Here is a 20,074-nt window from a genome sequence, read left to right as displayed (position 1 = left end):
ACGCCCCGATGTGACCGTTTCACGTGAAACAGGCCCGTCCGTATCGCGGACGGGCCTGTTTGTTGCACCTCTGTTGTATCTATGCTGTGCGCATGCCATCAGCGCCAGCCGGTCCCGTCCCGCTGCCCACCAAGCAGCCACCCGCCGCCGACCGTGTCTACATGCACGTCAAGCAGGCCGTACTCGACCGGCGCTACGAGGGGGGCACCCTCCTCACCGAGGGCGAACTCGCCGACGCCGTCGGGGTGTCGAGGACCCCCGTCCGCGAGGCGCTCCTCAAGCTGGAGATGGAAGGGCTGCTCAAGCTCTACCCCAAGAAGGGCGCCCTCGTCCTCGCCGTCTCCGCCCAGGAGATCGCCGACGTCGTCGAGACCCGGCTGCTCGTCGAGGAGTTCGCCGTCCGCCGGGCCGTGCCCGCGCCCGCCGCGCTGATCGCCCGCCTCGAAGAGCTCCTGGAGGAGCAGAAGCGCCGCGCGGAGGCCGGCGACCTCGCCGAAGTCGCCGTCACCGACCGCTGCTTCCACGCCGAGATCGTCCGCCACGCCGGCAACCAGATCCTCTCCCGCCTCTACGACCAGCTCCGCGACCGCCAACTGCGCATGGGCGTCGCCGTCATGCAGTCCCAGCCCGACCGCGTCGCCAAGAACATCACCGAGCACGCCGAGATCCTCGACCGGATCCGCGCGGGCGACGTCGAGGGCGCTGCCCGCTGCGTCCGCCGGCACCTCAGCTGGGTCAAGGTCCTGGTCCGGGGTGAGGACCGGTGAACAGGTCCTCCGCCGTCACCCTCCCCGGCGACCCGCCCGGCGGCCGCCGGGCCGCGCTCGTCTGGGGCGTCGGCGTCGCCGTCTACTTCGTCGCCGTCATCTTCCGGACGTCCCTGGGCGTCGCGGGCCTGGACGCCGCCGACCGCTTCGACGTCAACGCCTCCGCGCTCTCCACCTTCTCCATACTCCAGCTGCTCGTCTACGCGGGCATGCAGATACCCGTCGGCCTCATGGTCGACCGGCTCGGCACCAAGAAGGTCCTGGCCCTCGGCGTCGTCCTCTTCACCGTCGGCCAGCTCGGCTTCGCGCTCTCCCCCTCGTACGGCACCGCGCTCGCCTCCCGCGCCCTCCTCGGCTGCGGCGACGCCATGACGTTCATCAGCGTCCTGCGGCTCGGCTCCCGCTGGTTCCCGGCCCGCCGCGGCCCGCTCATCGGCCAGGTCGCCGCCCTCTTCGGCATGGCGGGCAACCTCGTCTCCACCGTCTTCATCGCCCGCGCCCTGCACGGCCTCGGCTGGACGACCACCTTCGTCGGCAGCTCGCTCGCGGGCGTCGTCGTCCTCGTCCTGCTGCTGCTGTTCCTCAAGGACCACCCCGAGGGATACGAGCCCCAGCCCGCCACGCACGCGGGCGCCGCCTTCGTACGCCGCCAGATCGCCCGGTCGTGGCGGGAACCCGGCACCCGGCTCGGCATGTGGGTCCACTTCACCACCCAGTTCCCCGCGATGGTGTTCCTGCTGCTCTGGGGGCTGCCGTTCCTCGTCGAGGCGCAAGGCCTGTCCCGGTCCACCGCCGGGGGACTGCTCACCCTGGTGGTGCTCTCGAACATGGTCGTCGGCCTCGCGTACGGGCAGATCATCGCCCGCCACCACACGGCCCGCGCCCCGCTCGCCCTCGGCACCGTCGCGGCCACCGCCCTGCTGTGGGGCACCACGCTCGTGTACCCCGGCGACCACGCCCCGATGTGGCTGCTCGTCACCCTCTGCGCGGTCCTGGGCGCCTGCGGGCCCGCGTCGATGATCGGCTTCGACTTCGCCCGGCCCGCCAACCCGCCCGAGCGTCAGGGCACCGCTTCCGGCATCGTCAACATGGGCGGTTTCGTGGCCTCGATGACCACGCTGCTCGCCGTGGGCGTGCTGCTCGACGCGACCGGCGGCAACTACCGGATCGCGTTCTCGTCGGTCTTCGTCCTGGAGGCGGTCGGCGTGGTGCAGATCCTGCGCCTCAAGGCCCGTACCCACCGCAGGGAACGGGAACGGCTCGTGGCCAGCCGCGTGGAGGCCGTCCACGTGCCCGCGTAGCGACCTACCGGGGCGTCACCGCGAAGTTGTCCAGGATGGCCCGCGCCAGGTCCTCGTCGCCCTCCGCCTTGACCCGGTCGGCCACGTCGGACGGCCGGACCCGGCCGCAGGCGAGACGGACGAACGTCTCCCAGTCCGTCGCCAGCGTCACCGCGGGGCCCAGCGACGGCGCGCCGTCGATCGAACCGCGGCCGTCCGCGTCGACCCGCACCGTCCGCAGGAACTCCACCGGACCGGTCACGTCGAGGACCACCGCCGAGGACGGCGGCGCCCCGGCGTCCTTGGCGACCACCTTGGGCAGCGCCTCCAGGAGCAGGTCCCGGGTGACGTGCGCGCCGGGCGAGTCCAGGTTGCCCGGCGCACCGAGCGCCGTCCGCAGGTCCTGCTCGTGCACCCACACGTCGAAGGCGCGCAGCCGGTAGGCCAGTTCGAGGGACTGCTCGGCACCCAGGGGAGCGCGGATCAGGTGCTCGGGGGAGCGGTTCTCGTTGCGCAGCTGCCGCGCCCGGCGGATCAGGATGTACTCCAGCTCCGAGGTCATCTCCGGCGCGGTGTGGTGCCGCCGCACATCGACCTGTACCTCCATGTAGCGCGCGAAGTCACTGCGTACGTGGTACAGATCGCGGGGCAGGGAGTGGATCGGCCGCGGGTCGCCGAGCATCTCCGTCTCCATGCCGATGACATGGGACACGATGTCGCGCACCGACCAGCCGACGCACGGTGTCGGCCGGTTCCATTCGCCCTCCACGAGCGGCTGCACCAGCTCGGCTATCGCCTCGATGGAATGGGTCCAGGCGTCGGCGTAGTTCTGGAGGCTGGGATGGACGGTCACGGGACCCCTCGGCGGTTCTTCGGTGCGCGGGCTGAAAACACGACTGGGTGGGCGGCTCGGACGCTAAGTTACGCTGCCCGAAGGCACCCCGGCAGTGCTTTCGTGTGACGATCGTAGGCCGGTGTTGACGGCTCGAATGCCAGGACGGTGGTAGTGTGCGCGCCTCGCTGATCCAGATCGCGGTAGACCCGGACGAACCGGTCGACACCCGGCGTGCCCGAGCGGCACGTCTCGTACGGGAGGAATCCGGCCGCGCCGACCTCGTGGTCCTGCCGGAACTGTGGACCGTCGGCGCCTTCGCGTCCGACCTCTTCGCCGCCGAGTCCGAGCCCCTGAACGGGCCCACCCACGCGGCGATGGCGGCCGCCGCCCGCGACGCCGGGGTCTGGCTGCACGCCGGCTCCTTCGTCGAGGCGGAGGGCGGCGCCCTCTACAACACCTCGCTCGTCCTCTCCCCCGACGGCGAACTCGCCGCCTCGTACCGGAAGATCCACCGGTTCGGCTTCGACAAGGGCGAGGCCGTGCTGATGGCCGCCGGCGAGGACCTCGTCACCGTCGACCTGCCGCACCTCACCCTCGGCGTCGGCACCTGCTACGACCTGCGCTTCCCCGAGCTGTTCCGCGGCCTGGTCGACGCCGGCGCCCAGGCCTTCGTCGTCCCGGCCGGCTGGCCAGCCCTCCGCCGCGGCCACTGGACGCTCCTGGCCCGCGCCCGCGCCGTCGAGAACCAGGCCTACGTCCTCGCCTGCGGCACCGCCGGCACCCACGCGGGCGTCGAGCAGGCCGGCCACTCGATCGTCGTCGACCCCTGGGGAGAGGTCCTCGCCGAGGCCGGACCCGACGAGGAGATCCTCCGGGTCGTCCTCGACCCCGCGAAGGTCACGACCACCCGCGAGCAGTTCCCGGCCCTCAAGGACCGCGTCCTCGGCATCGCCGCACCACGCCGGGCCTGAGGTCAGTACTGCGACTCGGCCCAGAAGCCGGTGATCCGGGAGAGGCCCGCGCGCACCGCGCCGCCGCGGGTGAGGGCCGCACGGTCCACCCCCGCGAACACCAGCGCCAGGGACAGATCGGCGGCGCCCGCCCGGCCCGACACCGTGACGTCGAGCCGGCGGCGCTTCCCGCGCCCGGCGCCGCGCACGGCCACGGTGACGCCCGGGTCCTCGTCGTCCGCCTCGCGGGTCAGCACCCAGGAACGCCGGTCCCGCGCCCACAGCCGGTAGCGGTCGCCGCCGTACCGCAGGTGCAGCGCCCGCTGACGGGCCGTCGCGCCGAGGCGGTTGCGGGTCATCGACACGAGGGCGTCGCCGACGCGGAGGGTCGCCCGGTTCAGGGTCGGCAGCCGCGCGACGTCCGTGTGGACGCCCCGCGTCTCGTACGAGGCCGGCGGCAGCAGACCGCCCCGCAGCTCCGTCACGGCCAGCTGCGGCACGCTCTGCCGCAGCGGGGCCTCCACGGTGATCCCGCCGAACTCGGCGGAGTCGCCCCGCCAGCCGGCCCGCCGGTCGTACCCCTTCCCCTCCCGCCACGGGCGGAGCGTGAACGGGGTGACGGTGCGGTGCATGCGGTCTCCTTCCTCGGCCTGCGTGTCGAACCAATCTGCGGGGATTGGACCTGGGAAGGCAAACGGCGCGTCCCGACACTGGGAACATGAGCCACGCAGACCGGGATCACGCCGTCAACTCGCCCTCCGCCGCCGCCCCGTACGCCGCCGCGGACCCGACCTCCGCCGCCCCGCACGCCGCGGACTCGTTCTCCTCCGCCGCCCCGCACGCCGCGGACTCGTTCTCCTCCGCCGACCCGCACGCCACCGACTCGTTCTCCTCCGCCGACCCGCACGCCGCGGACTCGTTCTCCTCCGCCGACCCGCACGCCACCGACTCGTTCTCCTCCGCCGACCCGTCGCCGCGCCCCGAGACGCTCGCCGTCCACCCGCCGCACGTGGAGGTCACGGGCAGCAGGCCGCTCGGCGTCCCGCTCCACCAGGGGCACGTCTTCGCCTTCGACTCGGCCGACGACCTCGCGACCGCCTTCACCTCCACCACCGCCTTCCTCTACAACCGCCACGGCAACCCCACCGTCCGCACCCTGGAGAACGCCGTCGCCCGCCTCGAAGGGGGCACCGCGGGCATCTCCTTCGCGTCCGGGATGGGCGCGATCAACTCACCCTGCTCGCCAGCGGCGGCCACGTCATCGCCCAGACCTGCCTGTACGGCGGCACGTACGCGGTGCTCGGCGACCTCGCCACCCGCTGGGGCGTCGACGTCACGTACGTCTCCGGCACCGACCCGGAGGAGGTGCGGGCGGCGCTGCGGCCCGAGACCCGGCTGCTCTACCTGGAGACCATCGCGAACCCGACCACCCGCGTCTCCGACATCCCCGCGCTCGCCGCCGTCGCCGCCGGGGCCGGGATCCCGGTCGCCGTCGACAACACCTTCGCCTCCCCGCTGCTCTGCCGGCCCTTCGACCACGGCGCGGACATCGTCATCCACTCGGCCACCAAGTACCTGGGCGGGCACGCGGACGTCCTCGGCGGCGTCGCCGTCTTCAAGGACCCGGAGCTCTACGGCCGGGTCCGGAGCCACGCCGTCGAACAGGGCGCGTCCACCGACCCGTTCGCCGCCTGGCTCACCCTGCGGGGCATGCAGACGCTGTCCCTGCGCATGGAGCGGCAGTGCGCGAGCGCCGCCGAGCTCGCCGGCCGGCTCGCCGCGCACCCGGCGGTGGCGGCCGCCCGCCACCCCGCCCTCGCGAGCCACCCGGACCGGGAGATCGCGGCCCGCCTGCTGCCCGGCGGAGGCGGCGGCGTGATCTCGGTCGACCTGGCGGGGGCCGGGACGCGGGCCGCACCTTCGTCGAGTCGGTGCGGCTCGCCTCCCTCAGCGTCTCCCTCGGCGACGTGAAGACGCTGGTCATGCACCCGGCCTCCACCTCCCACCACCAGCTCGACGCGGCGGCCCTCGCGGCGGCCGGCATCGGCCCCGGCACGGTCCGCGTCTCGATCGGCATCGAGCACGTCGAGGACCTGTGGGACGACCTGGACCAGGCGCTGACCAAGGCCGCCGCCCAGGCCGGCTAGTCCTCCCGTTCGCGTTCCGCCATGCGGATCACGCAGACGGCGACGGCGACGAGCAGGGCGGCGTCGGCGTCCTCGCGAACCACGTTGACCGCGTAGGTCTCGCGGACGTGGAACCACTGCCGGGAGATGTGGGCGAGGAGTTCGCCGTCGTACTCGACGGTGAACTCCCGGTCCAGGACGCGCCCGCTGACGTCCAGTTCGGTGCCCTCGACCAGGGTCACCCGGTAGTGGTTGCGCAGCAGGGAGAGCCGTTTGCGGCGGACGGTCGCGAGGGGCCGGTCGTCCCGCTCGATCGTCATCGCGTCCCGCAGGCTGAACATCTTCTGCCGCAGGGTGACGAGGACCTGCCCGTCGGGGTCCTTCAGCTCCAGGGTGTCGCGCAGCCGCATGGCCTTGCCGTCGACGAGGAAGGCGTGGCGGCCCCGCTCGTCCTCGATCCAGTAGTCGTCGCCGATCGCGAAGATCTTGTCCCGCACGAGATATTTCACGGCTCCATGCCTGCCCCGTACGGCGCGCGCCTCACCCGAAGCAGCGGGTGAAGCCTGGGCTGTACGCAGCTGTACGCGGCTGTCCCCGCCCCGCCCGGCCCCCGCGATCCCTCCGTACGGCACTCTTGAACCATGAACGACTCCGCGCCCGCACCCGCGCCCCGACGTGCCCGTGTCCGCGCCCCCGAGCTGATCGGCAAGGGCGGCTGGCTGAACACGGGTGGAGACGACCTGACCCTCGCCGACCTGCGAGGAAAGATCGTTCTGCTCGACTTCTGGACCTTCTGCTGTGTGAACTGCCTGCACGTCCTCGACGAGCTGCGCGACCTGGAGGAGAAGCACCGCGACACCCTCGTGATCGTCGGCGTGCACTCGCCGAAGTTCGTGCACGAGGCCGAGCACCAGGCCGTCGTCGACGCCGTCGAGCGCTACGAGGTGCACCACCCCGTCCTGGACGACCCTGAGCTCGCGACCTGGAAGCAGTACGCCGTACGCGCCTGGCCGACGCTCGTGGTGATCGACCCCGAGGGGTACGTCGTCGCCCAGCACGCCGGCGAGGGGCACGCGAACGCGATCCGCACCCTCGTCGAGGAGCTGGAGGCCGAGCACGAGGCCAAGGGCACGCTCCGGCGCGGCGACGGGCCCTACGTGGCGCCGGAGCCGGTCGCGACCGACCTCCGCTTCCCCGGCAAGGCCGTCCTCCTCGCGGGCGGGAACTTCCTGGTCTCCGACACCACCCGGCACCAGCTCGTCGAGCTGGCGGCGGACGGCGAGACCGTCGTGCGGCGCATCGGCGAGGGCGTGTTCCGCGAGCCGCAGGGCCTCGCGACGCTCCCCGACGGCAAGGTCGTCGTCGCCGACACCGTGAACCACTCGCTGCGCGTCCTCGACCCGGAGACCGGGGCGATCGAGCTGGTCGCCGGCACCGGACGGCAGTGGTGGCAGGGGTCCCCCACGTCCGGGCCGGCCCTCGAGGTCGACCTGTCGTCGCCGTGGGACGTGGCCTGGTGGCAGGGCAAGGTGTGGATCGCGATGGCCGGCGTCCACCAGCTGTGGACGTACGACCCGGAGACCCGGACCGTGGAGGTCGCCGCCGGCACCACCAACGAGGGTCTCGTCGACGGACCCGCCGCCGAGGCGTGGTTCGCGCAGCCGTCCGGCCTCGCCGCCACCGAGGACCGGCTGTGGATCGCCGACTCCGAGACGAGCGCCGTGCGCTGGATCGACACGGACGGCGCCGTGCACACCGCCGTCGGCACCGGCCTCTTCGACTTCGGCCACCGCGACGGCGACGCCGGCCAGGCCCTGCTCCAGCACCCGCTGGGCGTGACCGCGCTGCCCGACGGCTCGGTCGCCGTCAGCGACACGTACAACCACGCCCTGCGCCGCTACGACCCCGCCACCGGCGAGGTCACCACGCTCGCCACCGACCTGCGCGAGCCGAGCGACGCGGTCCTCGTCGACGGCGACATCGTGGTCGTCGAGTCCGCCCGCCACCGGCTGACCCGGCTGCGGCTGCCGGAGGAGGCCGTCCAGGTCGACGCGGTCGCCCACCGCACCCGCCGCGAGGCCACCGAGGTCGCCCCGGGCCGGCTCCGTCTTGACGTCGTCTTCCAGGCCCCGACGGGCCAGAAGCTCGACGACCGCTACGGCCCCTCGACCCGGCTCCTCGTCTCCTCGACCCCGCCGGAACTCCTCCTGGCGGGCGACGGCACCGGCACGGACCTCTTCCGGGAGCTCGACCTGAACCCGGAGGTCACCGAGGGCGTCCTGCACGTCTCCGCCATGGCGGCGTCCTGCGACGACGACCCCGCCAACGAGTACCCGGCCTGCCACGTCCACCAGCAGGACTGGGGCGTCCCGGTGAAGGTCACGGCGGAGGGCGTCGCCCGGCTGCCGCTGATCCTCGCGGGCATGGACGGCTGAAGGACCGCCTGACGCGCGACCCCCCTGGTCAGCCTTCCAGGAAGGCGACCAGGGCGTTCGCGAGGAGGTACGGGTCGTCGGCGCCGCAGAGCTCGCGGGCGCTGTGCATCGACAGGCAGGCGATGCCGATGTCGAACGTGGTGATGCCGTGGCGGGCGGCGGTGATCGGGCCGATCGTCGTGCCGCAGGGCATGTCGTTGTTGGACACGAAGGACTGCCACGGCACGCCGGCCTTCTCGCAGGCGGCGGCGAACGCGGCCCGCCCCGCGCCGTCGGTGGCGTAGCGCTGGTTGACGTTGACCTTGAGGATCGGGCCGCCGTTGGGCCGCGGGTGGTGCGTCGGGTCGTGGCGCTCCGTGTAGTTGGGGTGCACGGCGTGGCCGACGTCGGAGGACAGGCAGACCGAGCCGGCGAGCGAGCGGGCGCGGTCCTCGTAGGCGCCGCCGCGGGCGTACACCGAGCGCTCCAGGACGTTGCCGAGGAGCGGGCCCTGGGCGCCGGTGTCGGCCTCGGAGCCGTTCTCCTCGTGGTCGAAGGCGGCGAGGACGGGGATGTACGCGAGGTCGTCGCGGCCCGCGACGGCGACGAGCGCGGCGACGCCCGCGTGCACCGAGATCAGGTTGTCCATCCGCGGACCGGCGAGGAGCTCGCGGTCGCGGCCCAGGTAGGCGGGCGCCTCGATGGCGCTGACCATCAGGTCCCAGCCGGTCACGTCCTCGGCGTCGACGCCCGCCTCCTCGGCGACGAAGGCGATCAGGTCGCCCTCGTGGACGGGGCCCAGGCCCCAGATCGGCTGCATGTGGCGCTGGCGCTCCAGCTTCATGCCGTCGTTGACCCCGCGGTCCAGGTGGACGGCGAGCTGCGGTACGCGCAGCAGCGGCCGGTCGATGTTCACCAGCGTCTGGGAGCCGTCGCGGAGGGTGAGCCGGCCGGCGAGGCCCAGGTCGCGGTCGAGCCAGCTGTTGAGCAGCGGGCCGCCGTAGATCTCGACGGCGACCTGCCGCCACCCCTGGGTGCCCATGTCGGGCTTCGGCTTCACACGCAGGTTGGGCGAGTCGGTGTGCGCGCCGACGATCCGGTACGGGGTGTGCGGGGCGGCGCCCTCCGGCACGAACCAGGCGATGATCGCACCGCCGCGGATCACGTACTTCCCGCCCGTCGTCCCGTCCCACGCGGCCGTCTCCTCGACGCGGCGGAAGCCGGCCTTGTCCAGCCGCTCCGCGGCGGTCGCCACGGCGTGGTACGGCGTCGGCGAGGCCGTCAGAAAGGCCATCAGGTCGTCGGTGTGGCCGCGGTCGAAGGGGCCGGCGGAAGGACGGGAAGCTGCGCTGCTCATGGGGTCACCTTACGCACGGCCCGGAATACGGGGACGGGGCCCCGGAAAAGGAACGGCCCCGGGGGAGCCGTGCCCCCGCCGGGAAAGGGGGTACGGCCCGCCCCCCTCCCCGGGGACGGGCCGTACCGGAAGGACGAGAGGCGTCGGTCAGAACGCGGCCTCGTCCAGGTCCATCACCGAGCCGTCGACGGCCTCGGCGAGCGCGCGCTCGGCGCCGACGCCCGGCAGGACGTTGGCGGCGAAGAACTTCGCGGCCGCGATCTTGCCCTGGTAGAAGGGGACGTCCTTGCCCGTGGCGCCGGCGGCCAGCTTCTCGGCGGCGACGGCCGCGCCCTTGAGGAGCAGGTAGCCGACGACGACGTCGCCGGAGGCGAGCAGCAGGCGGGTGGTGTTCAGGCCGACCTTGTAGATGTTCTTCACGTCCTCGCCGGTGGCGGTGAGGTCGGTGATCATCGTGCCGACGATGGCCTCCAGGTCGACGGCCGCCTTGGCGAGCGCGTCGCGGGCGCCGGCCAGCTCCTCGCCGCCGGTGCCGACCGCGAGGAACTTCTTGATCTCCTCGGACAGCGCGTTCAGGGAGGCGCCCTGGTCGCGGACGATCTTCCGGAAGAAGAAGTCCTGGCCCTGGATGGCGGTGGTGCCCTCGTAGAGGGTGTCGATCTTGGCGTCCCGGATGTACTGCTCGATCGGGTACTCCTGCAGGAAGCCGGAGCCGCCGAAGGTCTGGAGCGACTGCGCGAGCTGCTCGTAGCCCTTCTCGGAGCCGTAGCCCTTGACGATCGGGAGCAGCAGGTCGTTCAGGCCGTGCAGCGCCTTGGCGTCCTCGCCGGCCGCTTCCTTGATCGCGATCTCGTCCTGCACGGAGGCCGTGTAGAGGACGAGGGAGCGCATGCCCTCGGCGTACGCCTTCTGCGTCATCAGTGAGCGGCGGACGTCGGGGTGGTGCGTGATGGTGACCTTGGGGGCGGCCTTGTCCATGAAGTTCGCCAGGTCGGTGCCCTGGACGCGCTCCTTGGCGTACTCCAGGGCGTTGAGGTAGCCCGTGGAGAGGGTGGAGATCGCCTTCGTGCCGACCATCATGCGGGCGAACTCGATGATGAGGAACATCTGGCGGATGCCCTCGTGCTTGTCGCCGACGAGCCAGCCCTTGGCGGGGTGCTGGTCGCCGAAGGTCATCTCGCACGTGTTGGAGGCCTTGAGGCCCATCTTGTGCTCGACGTTGGTGGCGTAGACGCCGTTGCGGGCGCCGAGCTCGCCGGTCTCCCAGTCGAACTCGTACTTCGGGACGAGGAAGAGGGAGAGGCCCTTGGTGCCGGGGCCGGCACCCTCGGGGCGGGCGAGGACGTAGTGGAGGATGTTCTCCTCCATGTCGTGCTCGCCGGACGTGATGAAGCGCTTCACGCCCTCGATGTGCCAGGAGCCGTCCTCCTGCTGCACGGCCTTGGTGCGGCCGGCGCCGACGTCCGAGCCGGCGTCGGGCTCGGTGAGGACCATGGTGGAGCCCCAGCGCTTCTCGACCGCGATCTGGGCGATCTTCTTCTGCGCCTCGTTGCCCTCGTTGTAGAGGACGCCGGCGAACGCCGGGCCGGAGGAGTACATCCAGATGGCCGGGTTCGAGCCGAGCAGCAGCTCCGCGTAGGCCCAGACGAGGGAGCGCGGGGAGACGGTGCCGCCGATGCCCTCGGGGATGCCGAGGCGCCAGTACTCCGAGTCCATGAAGGCCTTGTAGGACTTCTTGAACGAGGCCGGTACGGGGGCGGTGTTCGTCTCCGGGTCGAAGACCGGCGGGTTGCGGTCGGCGTCCGTGAAGGACTCCGCGAGCTCGTTCTCGGCGAGACGGCGGATCTCGTCGAGGATGCTCTTCGCGGTCTCGACGTCCATCTCCTCGAACGGCCCGGTGCCGTACACCTTGTCGCGGCCGAGCACCTCGAAGAGGTTGAACTCGATGTCGCGGAGATTCGACTTGTAGTGCCCCATGGCGACGGCTCCGTAAGGCTCGGGGAGGCAGGTTCCTCGTACACGTACCAGCGAGTAGCAAACACGCTCTCTCCGATGATGCTACCCACCGGTAATAAGAGCAACCCCTATCCGGTCATCTGTGACGCAGTAGGCTCGTGGCCCATGTACGGCTACGAGCAGAATCCGGGTGCCCAGCAGCAGTACGCGCCGCCGCAGCAGGGGCAGTACGCGCCGCAGGGGGGCATGCAGGCCGGCATGCCGGGGGGTGTGTACGGGCAGCAGCAGGCGCCGCTCTATCCGGAGCCGTCGCCGCCCTCGCTCGCGGACGCCGTACGGGCGTTCACCACCGGCACGCTCGCTCCGGAGGACTTCCAGCAGATCTTCGCGACGTCGAAGGTCTACTGCCCGCGCGGCGACAACCCCGGCTTCCTGGCCCTGCACAACACCCAGCAGCCGGTCATCCCGATGTTCACCTCGCTCAAGGAGCTGCGGCGGTACGCGGGCAAGGAGTCGAAGTACTTCGTGATCACCGGCGCGGAGGTGATCGACCTGCTGCCGACCGGCTACGGCTTCGTCCTCGACATGGAGGGCGACCACCGCATGGTCTTCGACGCGAAGGCCGTGGAGCAGATGGTCGACTTCGCGATGCGGCGGATGTACGGCTGACCGACGCTGGAACCTGCGAGGGCGCCCGGGAGGAATTCCTCCCGGGCGTTCCGCGTTCCGGGTGGCAGGAAGTTCATTGTTCAACTAAAGTGGACGTACAAGGTCGCACCTAGGAGGTCCGGTCATGCCCGCTGTGACTGTCGAGAACCCGCTCACCCTGCCGCGCGTCGCCGCCCCGGCCGACGCCGTCTCCCGCCCCGTGCTCGCCGTCACCACGGCCCCCCAGGGGTTCGAGGGAGAGGGCTTCCCGGTCCGCCGCGCGTTCGCCGGGATCAACTACCAGTACCTCGACCCCTTCATCATGATGGACCAGATGGGCGAGGTGGAGTACGCCCCCGGCGAGCCCAAGGGCACGCCCTGGCACCCCCACCGCGGCTTCGAGACCGTCACCTACATCATCGACGGCACCTTCGACCACCAGGACTCCAACGGCGGCGGCGGCACCATCACCAACGGCGACACCCAGTGGATGACCGCCGGCCAGGGCCTCCTCCACATCGAGGCCCCGCCGGAGTCCCTCGTCGTCAGCGGCGGCCTCTTCCACGGCCTCCAGCTCTGGGTCAACCTCCCCGCCGCCGACAAGATGATGGCCCCCCGCTACCAGGACATCCGCGGCCGCCAGGTCCAGCTCCTCACCTCCCCCGACGGCGGCGCGCTGCTCCGCGTCATCGCCGGCGGGCTCGACGGCCACGAGGGCCCCGGCATCACCCACACCCCCATCACGATGATCCACGCCACCCTCCGCCCCGGCGCCGAGATCAACCTGCCCTGGCGCGAGGACTTCAACGGCCTCGCGTACGTCCTCGCCGGCCGCGGCACCGTCGGCGCCGACCGGCGGCCCGTCCACATGGGCCAGACCGCCGTCTTCGGCAAGGGCGGCGTCCTCACCGTCCGCGCCGACGAGAAGCAGGACGGGCACACCCCCGACCTGGAGGTCGTCCTCCTCGGCGGGCAGCCCATCCGCGAACCCATGGCCCACTACGGCCCGTTCGTCATGAACACCCAGGACGAACTCCGCCAGGCCTTCGAGGACTTCCAGGCCGGCCGCCTCGGCACCATCCCGGCGGTCCACGGCATGGGCGAGTAAGGCCCGCGCACCGCGCCGACGGCCGCTGACGGGGTGTCACCCGTACGGCCGTCAGCGCGCGACGACACGCCGACGGGCGTGGTCCGGTGGACGGGTGCAGACGACCAGAGCGCCGCTCCTCCCCGAACCCGCCCGTCGCTTCGCCGCCTGGTGTGTCGTCCTGCTGCTCGGCGCCGGCGTCGCCGCCCTCGGCATCTGGCTCTGCATCGTCTTCAAGACGGCCGTCACCCCCGTCCTGCTCGCCATCCTCGGCACGGCCCTGCTCGGACCGCTCTACCGGCGCCTCCTGAAGATGAAGGTCCGCAAGGGCCTCGCCGCCGCGCTCACCGTCGTCGCCGTCCTGACGGTCGTCGGCGGCGCCACCTACATCGTCGTCGTCGCCCTCATCGAGACCGGCGACGAGATCATCGCCTCGCTGCGGCAGGCCGCCACCGACATCGCCAAGCACCTCGGCGCGGCCGGCACCTCCCTCGACGACCTCGCCAAGAACGCCAGGACCCTCCTGGAGAGGTTCGGCGGCACCGCCGCCTCCGGGGTCATCAGCGGCCTCAGCGTCGTCGGCCAGACGCTCGCCACCGCCGTCCTCGCCCTGCTCCTCATCTTCTTCTTCCTGAAGGACTCCGACCGGGTCGCCGGCGCCCTGCGCTCCCTCGTCCCCCGCGACACCGGCGACCTCGTCGAGTCCATGGCCCGCCGCGCCTTCGAGGCCGTCGAGGGCTTCATGCGCGGCACCACCCTCGTCGCCCTCGTCGACGCCGTCCTCATCGGCGTCGGCCTCGTCGTCCTCGACGTCCCCGGCGCCGTCGGACTCGCCGCGCTCGTCTTCGTCACCGCCTACATCCCGTACCTCGGGGCCTTCCTCTCCGGCGCCGTCGCCGTCCTCGTCGCCCTCGCCGACCGGGGCTTCGTCATCGCGCTGTGGGTGCTCGGCATCGTCCTCGCCGTCCAGGTCATCGAGGGCAACGTCCTCCAGCCGTTCGTCCAGAGCCGGACCGTGCAGATGCACCCCGCCGTCGTCATGCTCGCGATCACCGCGGGCGCGTCCGTCGCCGGCGTCCTCGGCATGCTCCTCGCCGTCCCCCTGACCGCCGCGGCGACCGGCATCCTCGGCGCACTCCGGACGCGGTACGGGGCTCCGCCCGACCCCGCGGACAAGACCTCCTGACGGGCGTACCGCCGATCAGGCCGGGAGGCCGCCCGGCTCGAACGAGGCCAGGAGCTGCTCAAGGGCCGCCTGGTCCGGGCCCACGAACGGGTCGGCGTCCGGCGCCGCCGCGATCGTCTCCAGCATCCGGTCCGTCATCCGCACGGCCGGCGGCAGATGCGTGCACAGCACGATCTCCGGATTCATCTCCCGCAGCGGCGCGATCGTCGCCCGGTACTTCTCCGCGTCCACCACGTGCACCCACGGGCTGTCGATCGTCGCCCACAGCAGCTGCGCCCGCCGCAGGTCCTCCGGCTTCAGGTCGATCGCATGCCCGCTCTCGGCGATCTCCGCGCTCGGCATCGGCCCGCCGAAGCAGTCCGAGCTGAAGCAGATCCGCGTCCGGTCGTCGTAGAAGCCGACCGTCGACGGGTTGTCGAACAGCGGCGGCCGGAAGGCGTGCAGCGTCCGGTCGCCGACGTCGAGCGACTGCCCCGGATTGAGGAAGTACACCCGGTCCATCGGCAGCGGCCGCTCGGTCGACATGATCCCGACCCCCAGGAACGTCGTGACCACGCGCGCCCGCGGCGCCGCGTCGAGCAGGTCGAAGATCCCGCCCGTGTGGTCCCGGTCGGGATGCGTCAGCCAGATCCAGCGCACGTCCTCCGGCTCCATCACCCCGCCGAGCGCCGCGACGAAGTCGCGGTCCTCCAGCGAGAGTCCGGTGTCCACGACGACCGGCTCGGCGGCCTTGAGCACGTACGCGTTGGCCGGTATGTGCCCGATGCCCGGCACTGCGAGACTGTCGGCGATCACCGTGGTGTCACTGCCGACCTTGTGGGTGTCCATGGCAAGCTCCGTGGTCCCCCCGGCGGCCGTACCCATCCAGTCTGCGCCGCACACGAGGGGGACGCGCGCCATACGGCCGACCAGGACGCCTCCCGGACGGCTCCAGGACGGCGGCCGTACGGCCGACCAGGACGCCCCCCGGACACCTCCCGGACGGCACCAGGGACTCCAGGCCGCGTCAGCCGTTCGGCCGCGTCAGCCGTTCAGCCGCAGCAGCCGTTCTCCGACGGGGGTTCGTTCAGCTCGAACCAGATCGCCTTGCCGTCGCCGCGCGGGTCGACGCCCCACGCGTGCGCCAGCATCTCCATGAGCACCAGGCCGCGGCCGCTGGACGCCATCTCGCCCGGGTGGCGCTTGTGCGGCAGCTCGTCGCTGGTGTCGGAGACCTCGACCCGCAGCCGGCGGGACTTCTCGGCGCAGGCGACCTCGGCGACCAGGAGGGCGTCGCCGTCCGTGTGGACGAGGACGTTGGTGACCATCTCGGAGACCATCAGGACCGCCGAGTCGAGCTGGTCCTCGTCCGCCCAGTCGTGCAGCAGCTGCCGCACCTGCTGGCGCGCCTCGGCGATCCGCTCCGGCTCCGCCTGCGCGATCGTCATCAGGGTGCGGCGCGGGGCCTCCACCACCGGGCCCGCGGGCCGGCGGGACAGCAGCAGGACGGCGATGTCGTCCTCGCGGCGGTCGGCGAGCGGGCCCGTCGTGTGGTGCGAGCCGGGCCCGTGGACGGCCTCCACGAGCGTGTCGGCGAGGTGTTCCAGGTCCTGGCCGTCGTGGCTCTCCAGGAGCGCCCTGACCCGCTCCCAGCCGGTGTCCAGGTCGTGGCCGCCGGTCTCCAGGAGACCGTCGGTGCAGATCATCAGGGTCTCGCCGGGGTCCAGGGTGAGCCGGGTCGTCGGGTAGTCGGTGTCGGGGTCGATGCCGAGGGGCAGGCCGCCGGCCGTCGGCCTCAGCAGAACCGTTCCGTCGTTCATCCGTACCGCCGGATCCGGATGCCCCGCCCGCGCGATGTCGACCGTCCCCGTCTCCAGGTCGACCTCCAGGTAGAGACAGGTCGCGAACCGCGGACCCCCGTTCGCCTCCGCGTCGTCCCCGTCCGTGATCCCGTACAGGAAGCGCGAGGCGCGCGACAGGACCGCGTCCGGCCGGTGCCCCTCGGACGCGTACGCCCGCAGCGCGATCCGCAGCTGCCCCATCAGGCCCGCCGCCCGCACGTCGTGCCCCTGCACGTCGCCGATGACGAGGGCGATCCGACCCGCGCCCCGCCCGCCCGTACGGGAGGTGCCGCCGGGCAGCCGGATCATGTCGTACCAGTCACCGCCGACCTGGAGCCCGCCGCCCGTCGGCACGTACCGGGCCGCCACCCGGATGCCCGGGATCCCCGGCCCCAGCACCGGCATCATCGTCCGCTGGAGGCCCAGCGACAGCTCCCGCTCCGACTCCGCCACGCCCGCGCGTGCGAGCGCCTGCGCCAGCATCCGCGCCACCGTCGTCAGCACCGACCGCTCGTCCGGCGTGAACGCCACCGGATGCTTGAAGGCCGCCATCCAGGCGCCCATCGTCCGCCCCGCCACCACCAGCGGCACGAACGCCCAGGAACGCCGCCCGAAGCGCTGCGCCAGCGGCCACGTCATCGGGAAGCGGCGCAGGTACTCGTCCGGCGACGGCAGATAGATCGCCCGCCCCGTCCGCACGACCTCCGCCGCCGGATAGTCCGTGCCCAGCGACATCGACGTGAACGGACCCTCGTCGCCCTCGCTGTGCCCGTGGTGCCCGATCACCGTCAGCCGGTCGCCCGCCACGCCGAACACCGCGAGCCCGTCCGGCGAGAACCCCGGCATCGACAGCGACGCCGCCACCCGCAGCACCTCGGCCGTCGACCGCGCCTCGGCCAGCGCCCGCCCCGCGTCCAGCAGGAACGCCTCCCGCGAACGGCGCCAGTCACCCGTGATGGGCGTCCGCGCGGCCGTGCCCGGCAGCTGCTCGGCGACCTCCTGGATCGTGCCGACCAGCTGGTAGTCGTTCCCCTCGATCAGCGGCTTCGACCTGCTCCGTACGGTACGGATCACCCGCCCGTGCTCGTCCATGATCCGCAGCCGCGCCTCGGCGAGCGTGCCCTCCGCGACCGCGAGGTTCACCACCCCGTCGATCTCGTTCCAGTCGACCGGATGAAAACGCGACCGCACCGCCGCCTCGGTCAACCGCACCGGCTCCGCGGGCAGCCCGAGCAGCCGGGCGGCCTCACCGTCGAGCGAGACGATCCCGGACGCGTTGTCCCAGCGCCACAGGCCCGTCGCGATCGCGGCCAGGACGTCCTCGGTGCGCATTGCCCCACTTTATGAATATCGGACACCAGGTCGCCACCGAGAGTATTCGAAATCCGATCTTGGCCCGGCCGGTACTCTGGGTGGGTCTGCCCTCGTGTCCTGTGACATCCGTGACAGGGGCCACAGGGCGGCCGCCCTCCACCGAGATCCCGAAGACTGGATGAACGACGATGCATCGGTACAGGTCCCACACCTGCGGCGAGCTCCGCGCCTCTGACGTCGGCACCGACGTCCGGCTGAGCGGCTGGCTGCACAATCGGCGCGACCTGGGCGGCATCCTCTTCATCGATCTGCGCGACCACTACGGCATCACGCAGCTCGTCGCCCGCCCCGGTACCGCCGCCGCCGAGGTCCTCGACAAGCTCACCAAGGAGACCGTCGTCCGGGTGGACGGCAAGGTCGTCTCCCGCAGCGCCGACAACGTCAACCCCGAGCTGTCGACCGGCGAGATCGAGATCGAGGCCGCCGAGGTCGAGGTCCTGGGCGCCGCCAAGCAGATCCCCTTCACCATCAACACCGACGACGGTGTCAACGAGGAGCGGCGCCTGGAGTACCGCTTCCTCGACCTGCGCCGCGAGCGCATGCACCGCAACATCATGCTGCGCTCCGCCGTCATCGCCTCCATCCGCTCCAAGATGGTGGCCCTCGGCTTCAACGAGATGGCGACCCCGATCCTCGCCGCGACCTCCCCCGAGGGCGCCCGCGACTTCGTCGTCCCCTCCCGCCTCAACCCGGGCAAGTTCTACGCGCTCCCGCAGGCGCCGCAGCAGTTCAAGCAGCTGCTCATGATCTCCGGCTTCGACCGGTACTTCCAGATCGCGCCCTGCTTCCGCGACGAGGACGCCCGCGCCGACCGCTCGCCGGGCGAGTTCTACCAGCTCGACGTCGAGATGTCGTTCGTCGAGCAGGAGGACGTCTTCCAGCCCATCGAGAAGCTCATGACCGAGCTCTTCGAGGAGTTCGGCGGCGGCCGCCACGTCACCTCCCCCTTCCCGCGGATCCCGTTCCGCGAGTCGATGCTCAAGTACGGCAACGACAAGCCGGACCTGCGCACCGCCCTCGAACTCGTCGACATCTCCGACGTCTTCGAGGCGTCGGAGTTCAAGGCCTTCGCCGGCAAGCACGTCCGCGCGCTCGCCGTCCCGAACACGGGCGACCAGCCCCGCAAGTTCTTCGACCAGCTCGGCGACTTCGCCGTCTCCCTCGGCGCCAAGGGCCTCGCCTGGGTCCGCGTCGGCGAGGAGAACGCCCTCACCGGCCCCATCGCCAAGTTCCTCACCGAGGAGAACGTCAAGGTCCTGACCGAGCGCCTCGGTCTGGCTCCCGGCCACGCGATCTTCTTCGGCGCCGGCGAGTTCGACGAGGTCTCCAAGATCATGGGCCCGGTCCGGGTCGAGGCCGCCAAGCGCGCCGGCCAGTTCGAGGAGAACGTCTTCCGCTTCGCGTGGATCGTCGACTTCCCGATGTACGAGCGGGACGAGGAGACCGGCAAGATCGACTTCTCGCACAACCCGTTCTCCATGCCCCAGGGCGGCCTCCAGGCCCTGGAGACCCAGGACCCGCTGGACGTCCTCGGCTGGCAGTACGACATCGTCTGCAACGGCATCGAGCTCTCCTCCGGCGCCATCCGGAACCACGAGCCCGAGATCATGTTCAAGGCCTTCGAGATCGCCGGCTACTCCCGCGAGACGGTCGAGCACGAGTTCGCCGGCATGCTCCGCGCCTTCGAGTACGGCGCCCCGCCGCACGGCGGCATCGCCCCCGGCGTCGACCGCATCGTCATGCTCCTCGCCGACGAGCCCAACATCCGCGAGATCATCGCCTTCCCGCTCAACGGCAACGGCCAGGACCTCCTCATGGGCGCCCCCACCGAGCTCGACGAGTCCCGCCTCCGCGAGCTCAACATCCAGCTCCGCAAGCCCGTCGAGAAGAAGACCACCGACATCACGGACGCCGTCCACCCGGACGCCGCCCGCTAGTCGGCCCCGCACTCCCGAAAGGGCCCGGAATCCCCACGGATTCCGGGCCCTTTCGATGTGCGTGCCGCGATGGCTACACGTCGTCCGCCGAGGCGCCGCCCGCACCACCGGCCACACCGCCGCCGGCGGCGGGCGAGCGATCGGATGTCCACGGGGGATCCGGCCGGCAGCGACTGGATGTGGGTCGCGAGTCCGATCGCGGTGAGCGAGAGCGCCTCGTGCTGGGCGAGGTGGTTGCCGACGACCGTGAAGTGAGTGGAGTGAGGCGTGTTCTCGTGCACCACTCCGGTCGAAGTCGCCCGGGAAGGGTGGTTCTTGGCCTCGTCGCGGGACGTGG

At 71.8% G+C, this 20,074-nt stretch carries 17 protein-coding genes and 1 pseudogene; 10 read left to right on the top strand and 8 right to left on the bottom strand.

Annotation, left to right across the window (positions count from 1 at the left end; translation table 11 throughout):
• Positions 1-92: 92 nt before the first annotated feature.
• Together MRBLMG1_RS12415 and MRBLMG1_RS12410 are read left to right on the top strand one after the other, a co-directional pair.
• The gene (locus MRBLMG1_RS12415; RefSeq protein ID WP_367823596.1) at positions 93-767 is read left to right on the top strand and encodes a GntR family transcriptional regulator; all 675 of its coding nucleotides are present in this window, start codon (positions 93-95) and stop codon (positions 765-767) included.
• Positions 764-2,068: an MFS transporter gene (locus MRBLMG1_RS12410; protein ID WP_367823594.1), complete on the top strand. Its 1,305-nt coding sequence runs from the start codon at positions 764-766 to the stop codon at positions 2,066-2,068. The genes MRBLMG1_RS12415 and MRBLMG1_RS12410 overlap by 4 nt, the downstream gene beginning before the upstream one ends.
• A gap of 4 nt (positions 2,069-2,072) precedes the next feature.
• Here MRBLMG1_RS12410 and MRBLMG1_RS12405 read toward each other — a convergent pair whose 3' ends face one another.
• Entirely contained in the window at positions 2,073-2,900 is an 828-nt protein-coding gene (locus MRBLMG1_RS12405; RefSeq protein ID WP_367823592.1) for a maleylpyruvate isomerase family mycothiol-dependent enzyme, read from the bottom strand.
• 155 nt (positions 2,901-3,055) lie between these two features.
• On the opposite strand from MRBLMG1_RS12405, the gene MRBLMG1_RS12400 reads away from it, so the two are divergent.
• Positions 3,056-3,853 (top strand): carbon-nitrogen family hydrolase, encoded by a 798-nt coding sequence (locus MRBLMG1_RS12400; protein ID WP_367823590.1) that lies wholly within the window; start codon positions 3,056-3,058, stop codon positions 3,851-3,853.
• A gap of 2 nt (positions 3,854-3,855) precedes the next feature.
• On the opposite strand, the gene MRBLMG1_RS12395 is transcribed toward MRBLMG1_RS12400, so the two are convergent.
• Positions 3,856-4,464, bottom strand: a complete 609-nt coding sequence (locus MRBLMG1_RS12395; protein ID WP_367823588.1) for a hypothetical protein — start codon at positions 4,462-4,464, stop codon at positions 3,856-3,858.
• A 106-nt stretch (positions 4,465-4,570) separates the two neighbouring features.
• Positions 4,571-4,945, bottom strand: coding sequence for a hypothetical protein (locus MRBLMG1_RS12390; protein WP_367823716.1), 375 nt, complete (start codon positions 4,943-4,945; stop codon positions 4,571-4,573).
• Here MRBLMG1_RS12390 and MRBLMG1_RS12385 point away from each other — a divergent pair.
• Positions 4,842-5,803 (top strand): annotated as a pseudogene (locus MRBLMG1_RS12385) (trans-sulfuration enzyme family protein). The gene MRBLMG1_RS12390 and the pseudogene MRBLMG1_RS12385 sit on opposite strands and share 104 nt — an antisense overlap.
• Positions 5,764-5,979, top strand: coding sequence for a PLP-dependent transferase (locus MRBLMG1_RS37305; protein ID WP_414721566.1), 216 nt, complete (start codon positions 5,764-5,766; stop codon positions 5,977-5,979). The pseudogene MRBLMG1_RS12385 and the gene MRBLMG1_RS37305 overlap by 40 nt, the downstream one beginning before the upstream one ends.
• Here the strand turns inward: MRBLMG1_RS37305 and MRBLMG1_RS12380 are convergent.
• Entirely contained in the window at positions 5,976-6,467 is a 492-nt protein-coding gene (locus tag MRBLMG1_RS12380) for an LURP-one-related/scramblase family protein (RefSeq protein ID WP_367823586.1), read from the bottom strand. The two genes, MRBLMG1_RS37305 and MRBLMG1_RS12380, sit on opposite strands and share 4 nt — an antisense overlap.
• Positions 6,468-6,599: 132 nt before the next feature.
• Here MRBLMG1_RS12380 and MRBLMG1_RS12375 point away from each other — a divergent pair, with 132 nt between their 5' ends.
• Positions 6,600-8,393 carry an NHL domain-containing thioredoxin family protein gene (locus MRBLMG1_RS12375; protein ID WP_367823584.1) on the top strand — a complete coding sequence of 598 codons (1,794 nt, stop codon included), beginning with the start codon at positions 6,600-6,602 and terminating at the stop codon, positions 8,391-8,393.
• 28 nt (positions 8,394-8,421) lie between these two features.
• On the opposite strand, the gene MRBLMG1_RS12370 is transcribed toward MRBLMG1_RS12375, so the two are convergent.
• Positions 8,422-9,729 carry a M18 family aminopeptidase gene (locus MRBLMG1_RS12370; RefSeq protein WP_367823582.1) on the bottom strand — a complete coding sequence of 436 codons (1,308 nt, stop codon included), beginning with the start codon at positions 9,727-9,729 and terminating at the stop codon, positions 8,422-8,424.
• A 147-nt stretch (positions 9,730-9,876) separates the two neighbouring features.
• Positions 9,877-11,706 (bottom strand): acyl-CoA dehydrogenase, encoded by a 1,830-nt coding sequence (locus MRBLMG1_RS12365; RefSeq protein ID WP_367823581.1) that lies wholly within the window; start codon positions 11,704-11,706, stop codon positions 9,877-9,879.
• Between the two features lie 144 nt (positions 11,707-11,850).
• Between MRBLMG1_RS12365 and MRBLMG1_RS12360 the strand changes: the two genes are divergently transcribed.
• The 3 genes from MRBLMG1_RS12360 to MRBLMG1_RS12350 all read left to right on the top strand — a co-directional run bounded on the left by MRBLMG1_RS12360 (position 11,851) and on the right by MRBLMG1_RS12350 (position 14,606).
• A complete protein-coding gene (locus MRBLMG1_RS12360) occupies positions 11,851-12,354 on the top strand; it encodes an SseB family protein (RefSeq protein WP_367823579.1) in 504 nt (167 codons plus the stop codon).
• Between the two features lie 124 nt (positions 12,355-12,478).
• On the top strand, positions 12,479-13,441 hold the full coding sequence (locus MRBLMG1_RS12355; protein ID WP_367823577.1) for a pirin family protein: 963 nt from the start codon (positions 12,479-12,481) through the stop codon (positions 13,439-13,441).
• A 94-nt stretch (positions 13,442-13,535) separates the two neighbouring features.
• Entirely contained in the window at positions 13,536-14,606 is a 1,071-nt protein-coding gene (locus MRBLMG1_RS12350; RefSeq protein WP_367823575.1) for an AI-2E family transporter, read from the top strand.
• Positions 14,607-14,621: 15 nt separating this feature from the next.
• Here the strand turns inward: MRBLMG1_RS12350 and MRBLMG1_RS12345 are convergent, their stop codons facing one another.
• A complete protein-coding gene (locus tag MRBLMG1_RS12345) occupies positions 14,622-15,434 on the bottom strand; it encodes an MBL fold metallo-hydrolase (protein WP_367823573.1) in 813 nt (270 codons plus the stop codon).
• Between the two features lie 203 nt (positions 15,435-15,637).
• Complete coding sequence (locus MRBLMG1_RS12340; RefSeq protein WP_367823571.1) at positions 15,638-17,758, bottom strand: SpoIIE family protein phosphatase; 2,121 nt, start codon at positions 17,756-17,758, stop codon at positions 15,638-15,640.
• 170 nt (positions 17,759-17,928) lie between these two features.
• Between MRBLMG1_RS12340 and aspS the strand changes: the two genes are divergently transcribed.
• Positions 17,929-19,737, top strand: coding sequence for an aspartate--tRNA ligase (aspS, locus tag MRBLMG1_RS12335; protein WP_367823569.1), 1,809 nt, complete (start codon positions 17,929-17,931; stop codon positions 19,735-19,737).
• Positions 19,738-20,074: the final 337 nt, after the last annotated feature.

The sequence above is a fragment of the Streptomyces sp. LMG1-1-1.1 genome, assembly GCF_040815545.1.
Classification (GTDB): Bacteria; Actinomycetota; Actinomycetes; order Streptomycetales; family Streptomycetaceae; genus Streptomyces.
Note: the sequence above shows the minus strand (reverse complement) of the source record. Positions and strands in the feature narration are given on the sequence as shown.

What these genes read in the sequence shown, in the direction of transcription:
- MRBLMG1_RS12415 (WP_367823596.1), top strand. Translation starts at nt 93, where the DNA reads ATGCCATCAGCGCCAGCCGGTCCCGTCCCGCTGCCCACCAAGCAGCCA.
- MRBLMG1_RS12365 (WP_367823581.1), bottom strand. Translation starts at nt 11,706, where the DNA reads ATGGGGCACTACAAGTCGAATCTCCGCGACATCGAGTTCAACCTCTTC.
- aspS (WP_367823569.1), top strand. Translation starts at nt 17,929, where the DNA reads ATGCATCGGTACAGGTCCCACACCTGCGGCGAGCTCCGCGCCTCTGAC.
- MRBLMG1_RS12370 (WP_367823582.1), bottom strand. Translation starts at nt 9,729, where the DNA reads ATGAGCAGCGCAGCTTCCCGTCCTTCCGCCGGCCCCTTCGACCGCGGC.
- MRBLMG1_RS12345 (WP_367823573.1), bottom strand. Translation starts at nt 15,434, where the DNA reads ATGGACACCCACAAGGTCGGCAGTGACACCACGGTGATCGCCGACAGT.
- MRBLMG1_RS12360 (WP_367823579.1), top strand. Translation starts at nt 11,851, where the DNA reads ATGTACGGCTACGAGCAGAATCCGGGTGCCCAGCAGCAGTACGCGCCG.
- MRBLMG1_RS12375 (WP_367823584.1), top strand. Translation starts at nt 6,600, where the DNA reads ATGAACGACTCCGCGCCCGCACCCGCGCCCCGACGTGCCCGTGTCCGC.
- MRBLMG1_RS12355 (WP_367823577.1), top strand. Translation starts at nt 12,479, where the DNA reads ATGCCCGCTGTGACTGTCGAGAACCCGCTCACCCTGCCGCGCGTCGCC.
- MRBLMG1_RS12340 (WP_367823571.1), bottom strand. Translation starts at nt 17,758, where the DNA reads ATGCGCACCGAGGACGTCCTGGCCGCGATCGCGACGGGCCTGTGGCGC.
- MRBLMG1_RS12395 (WP_367823588.1), bottom strand. Translation starts at nt 4,464, where the DNA reads ATGCACCGCACCGTCACCCCGTTCACGCTCCGCCCGTGGCGGGAGGGG.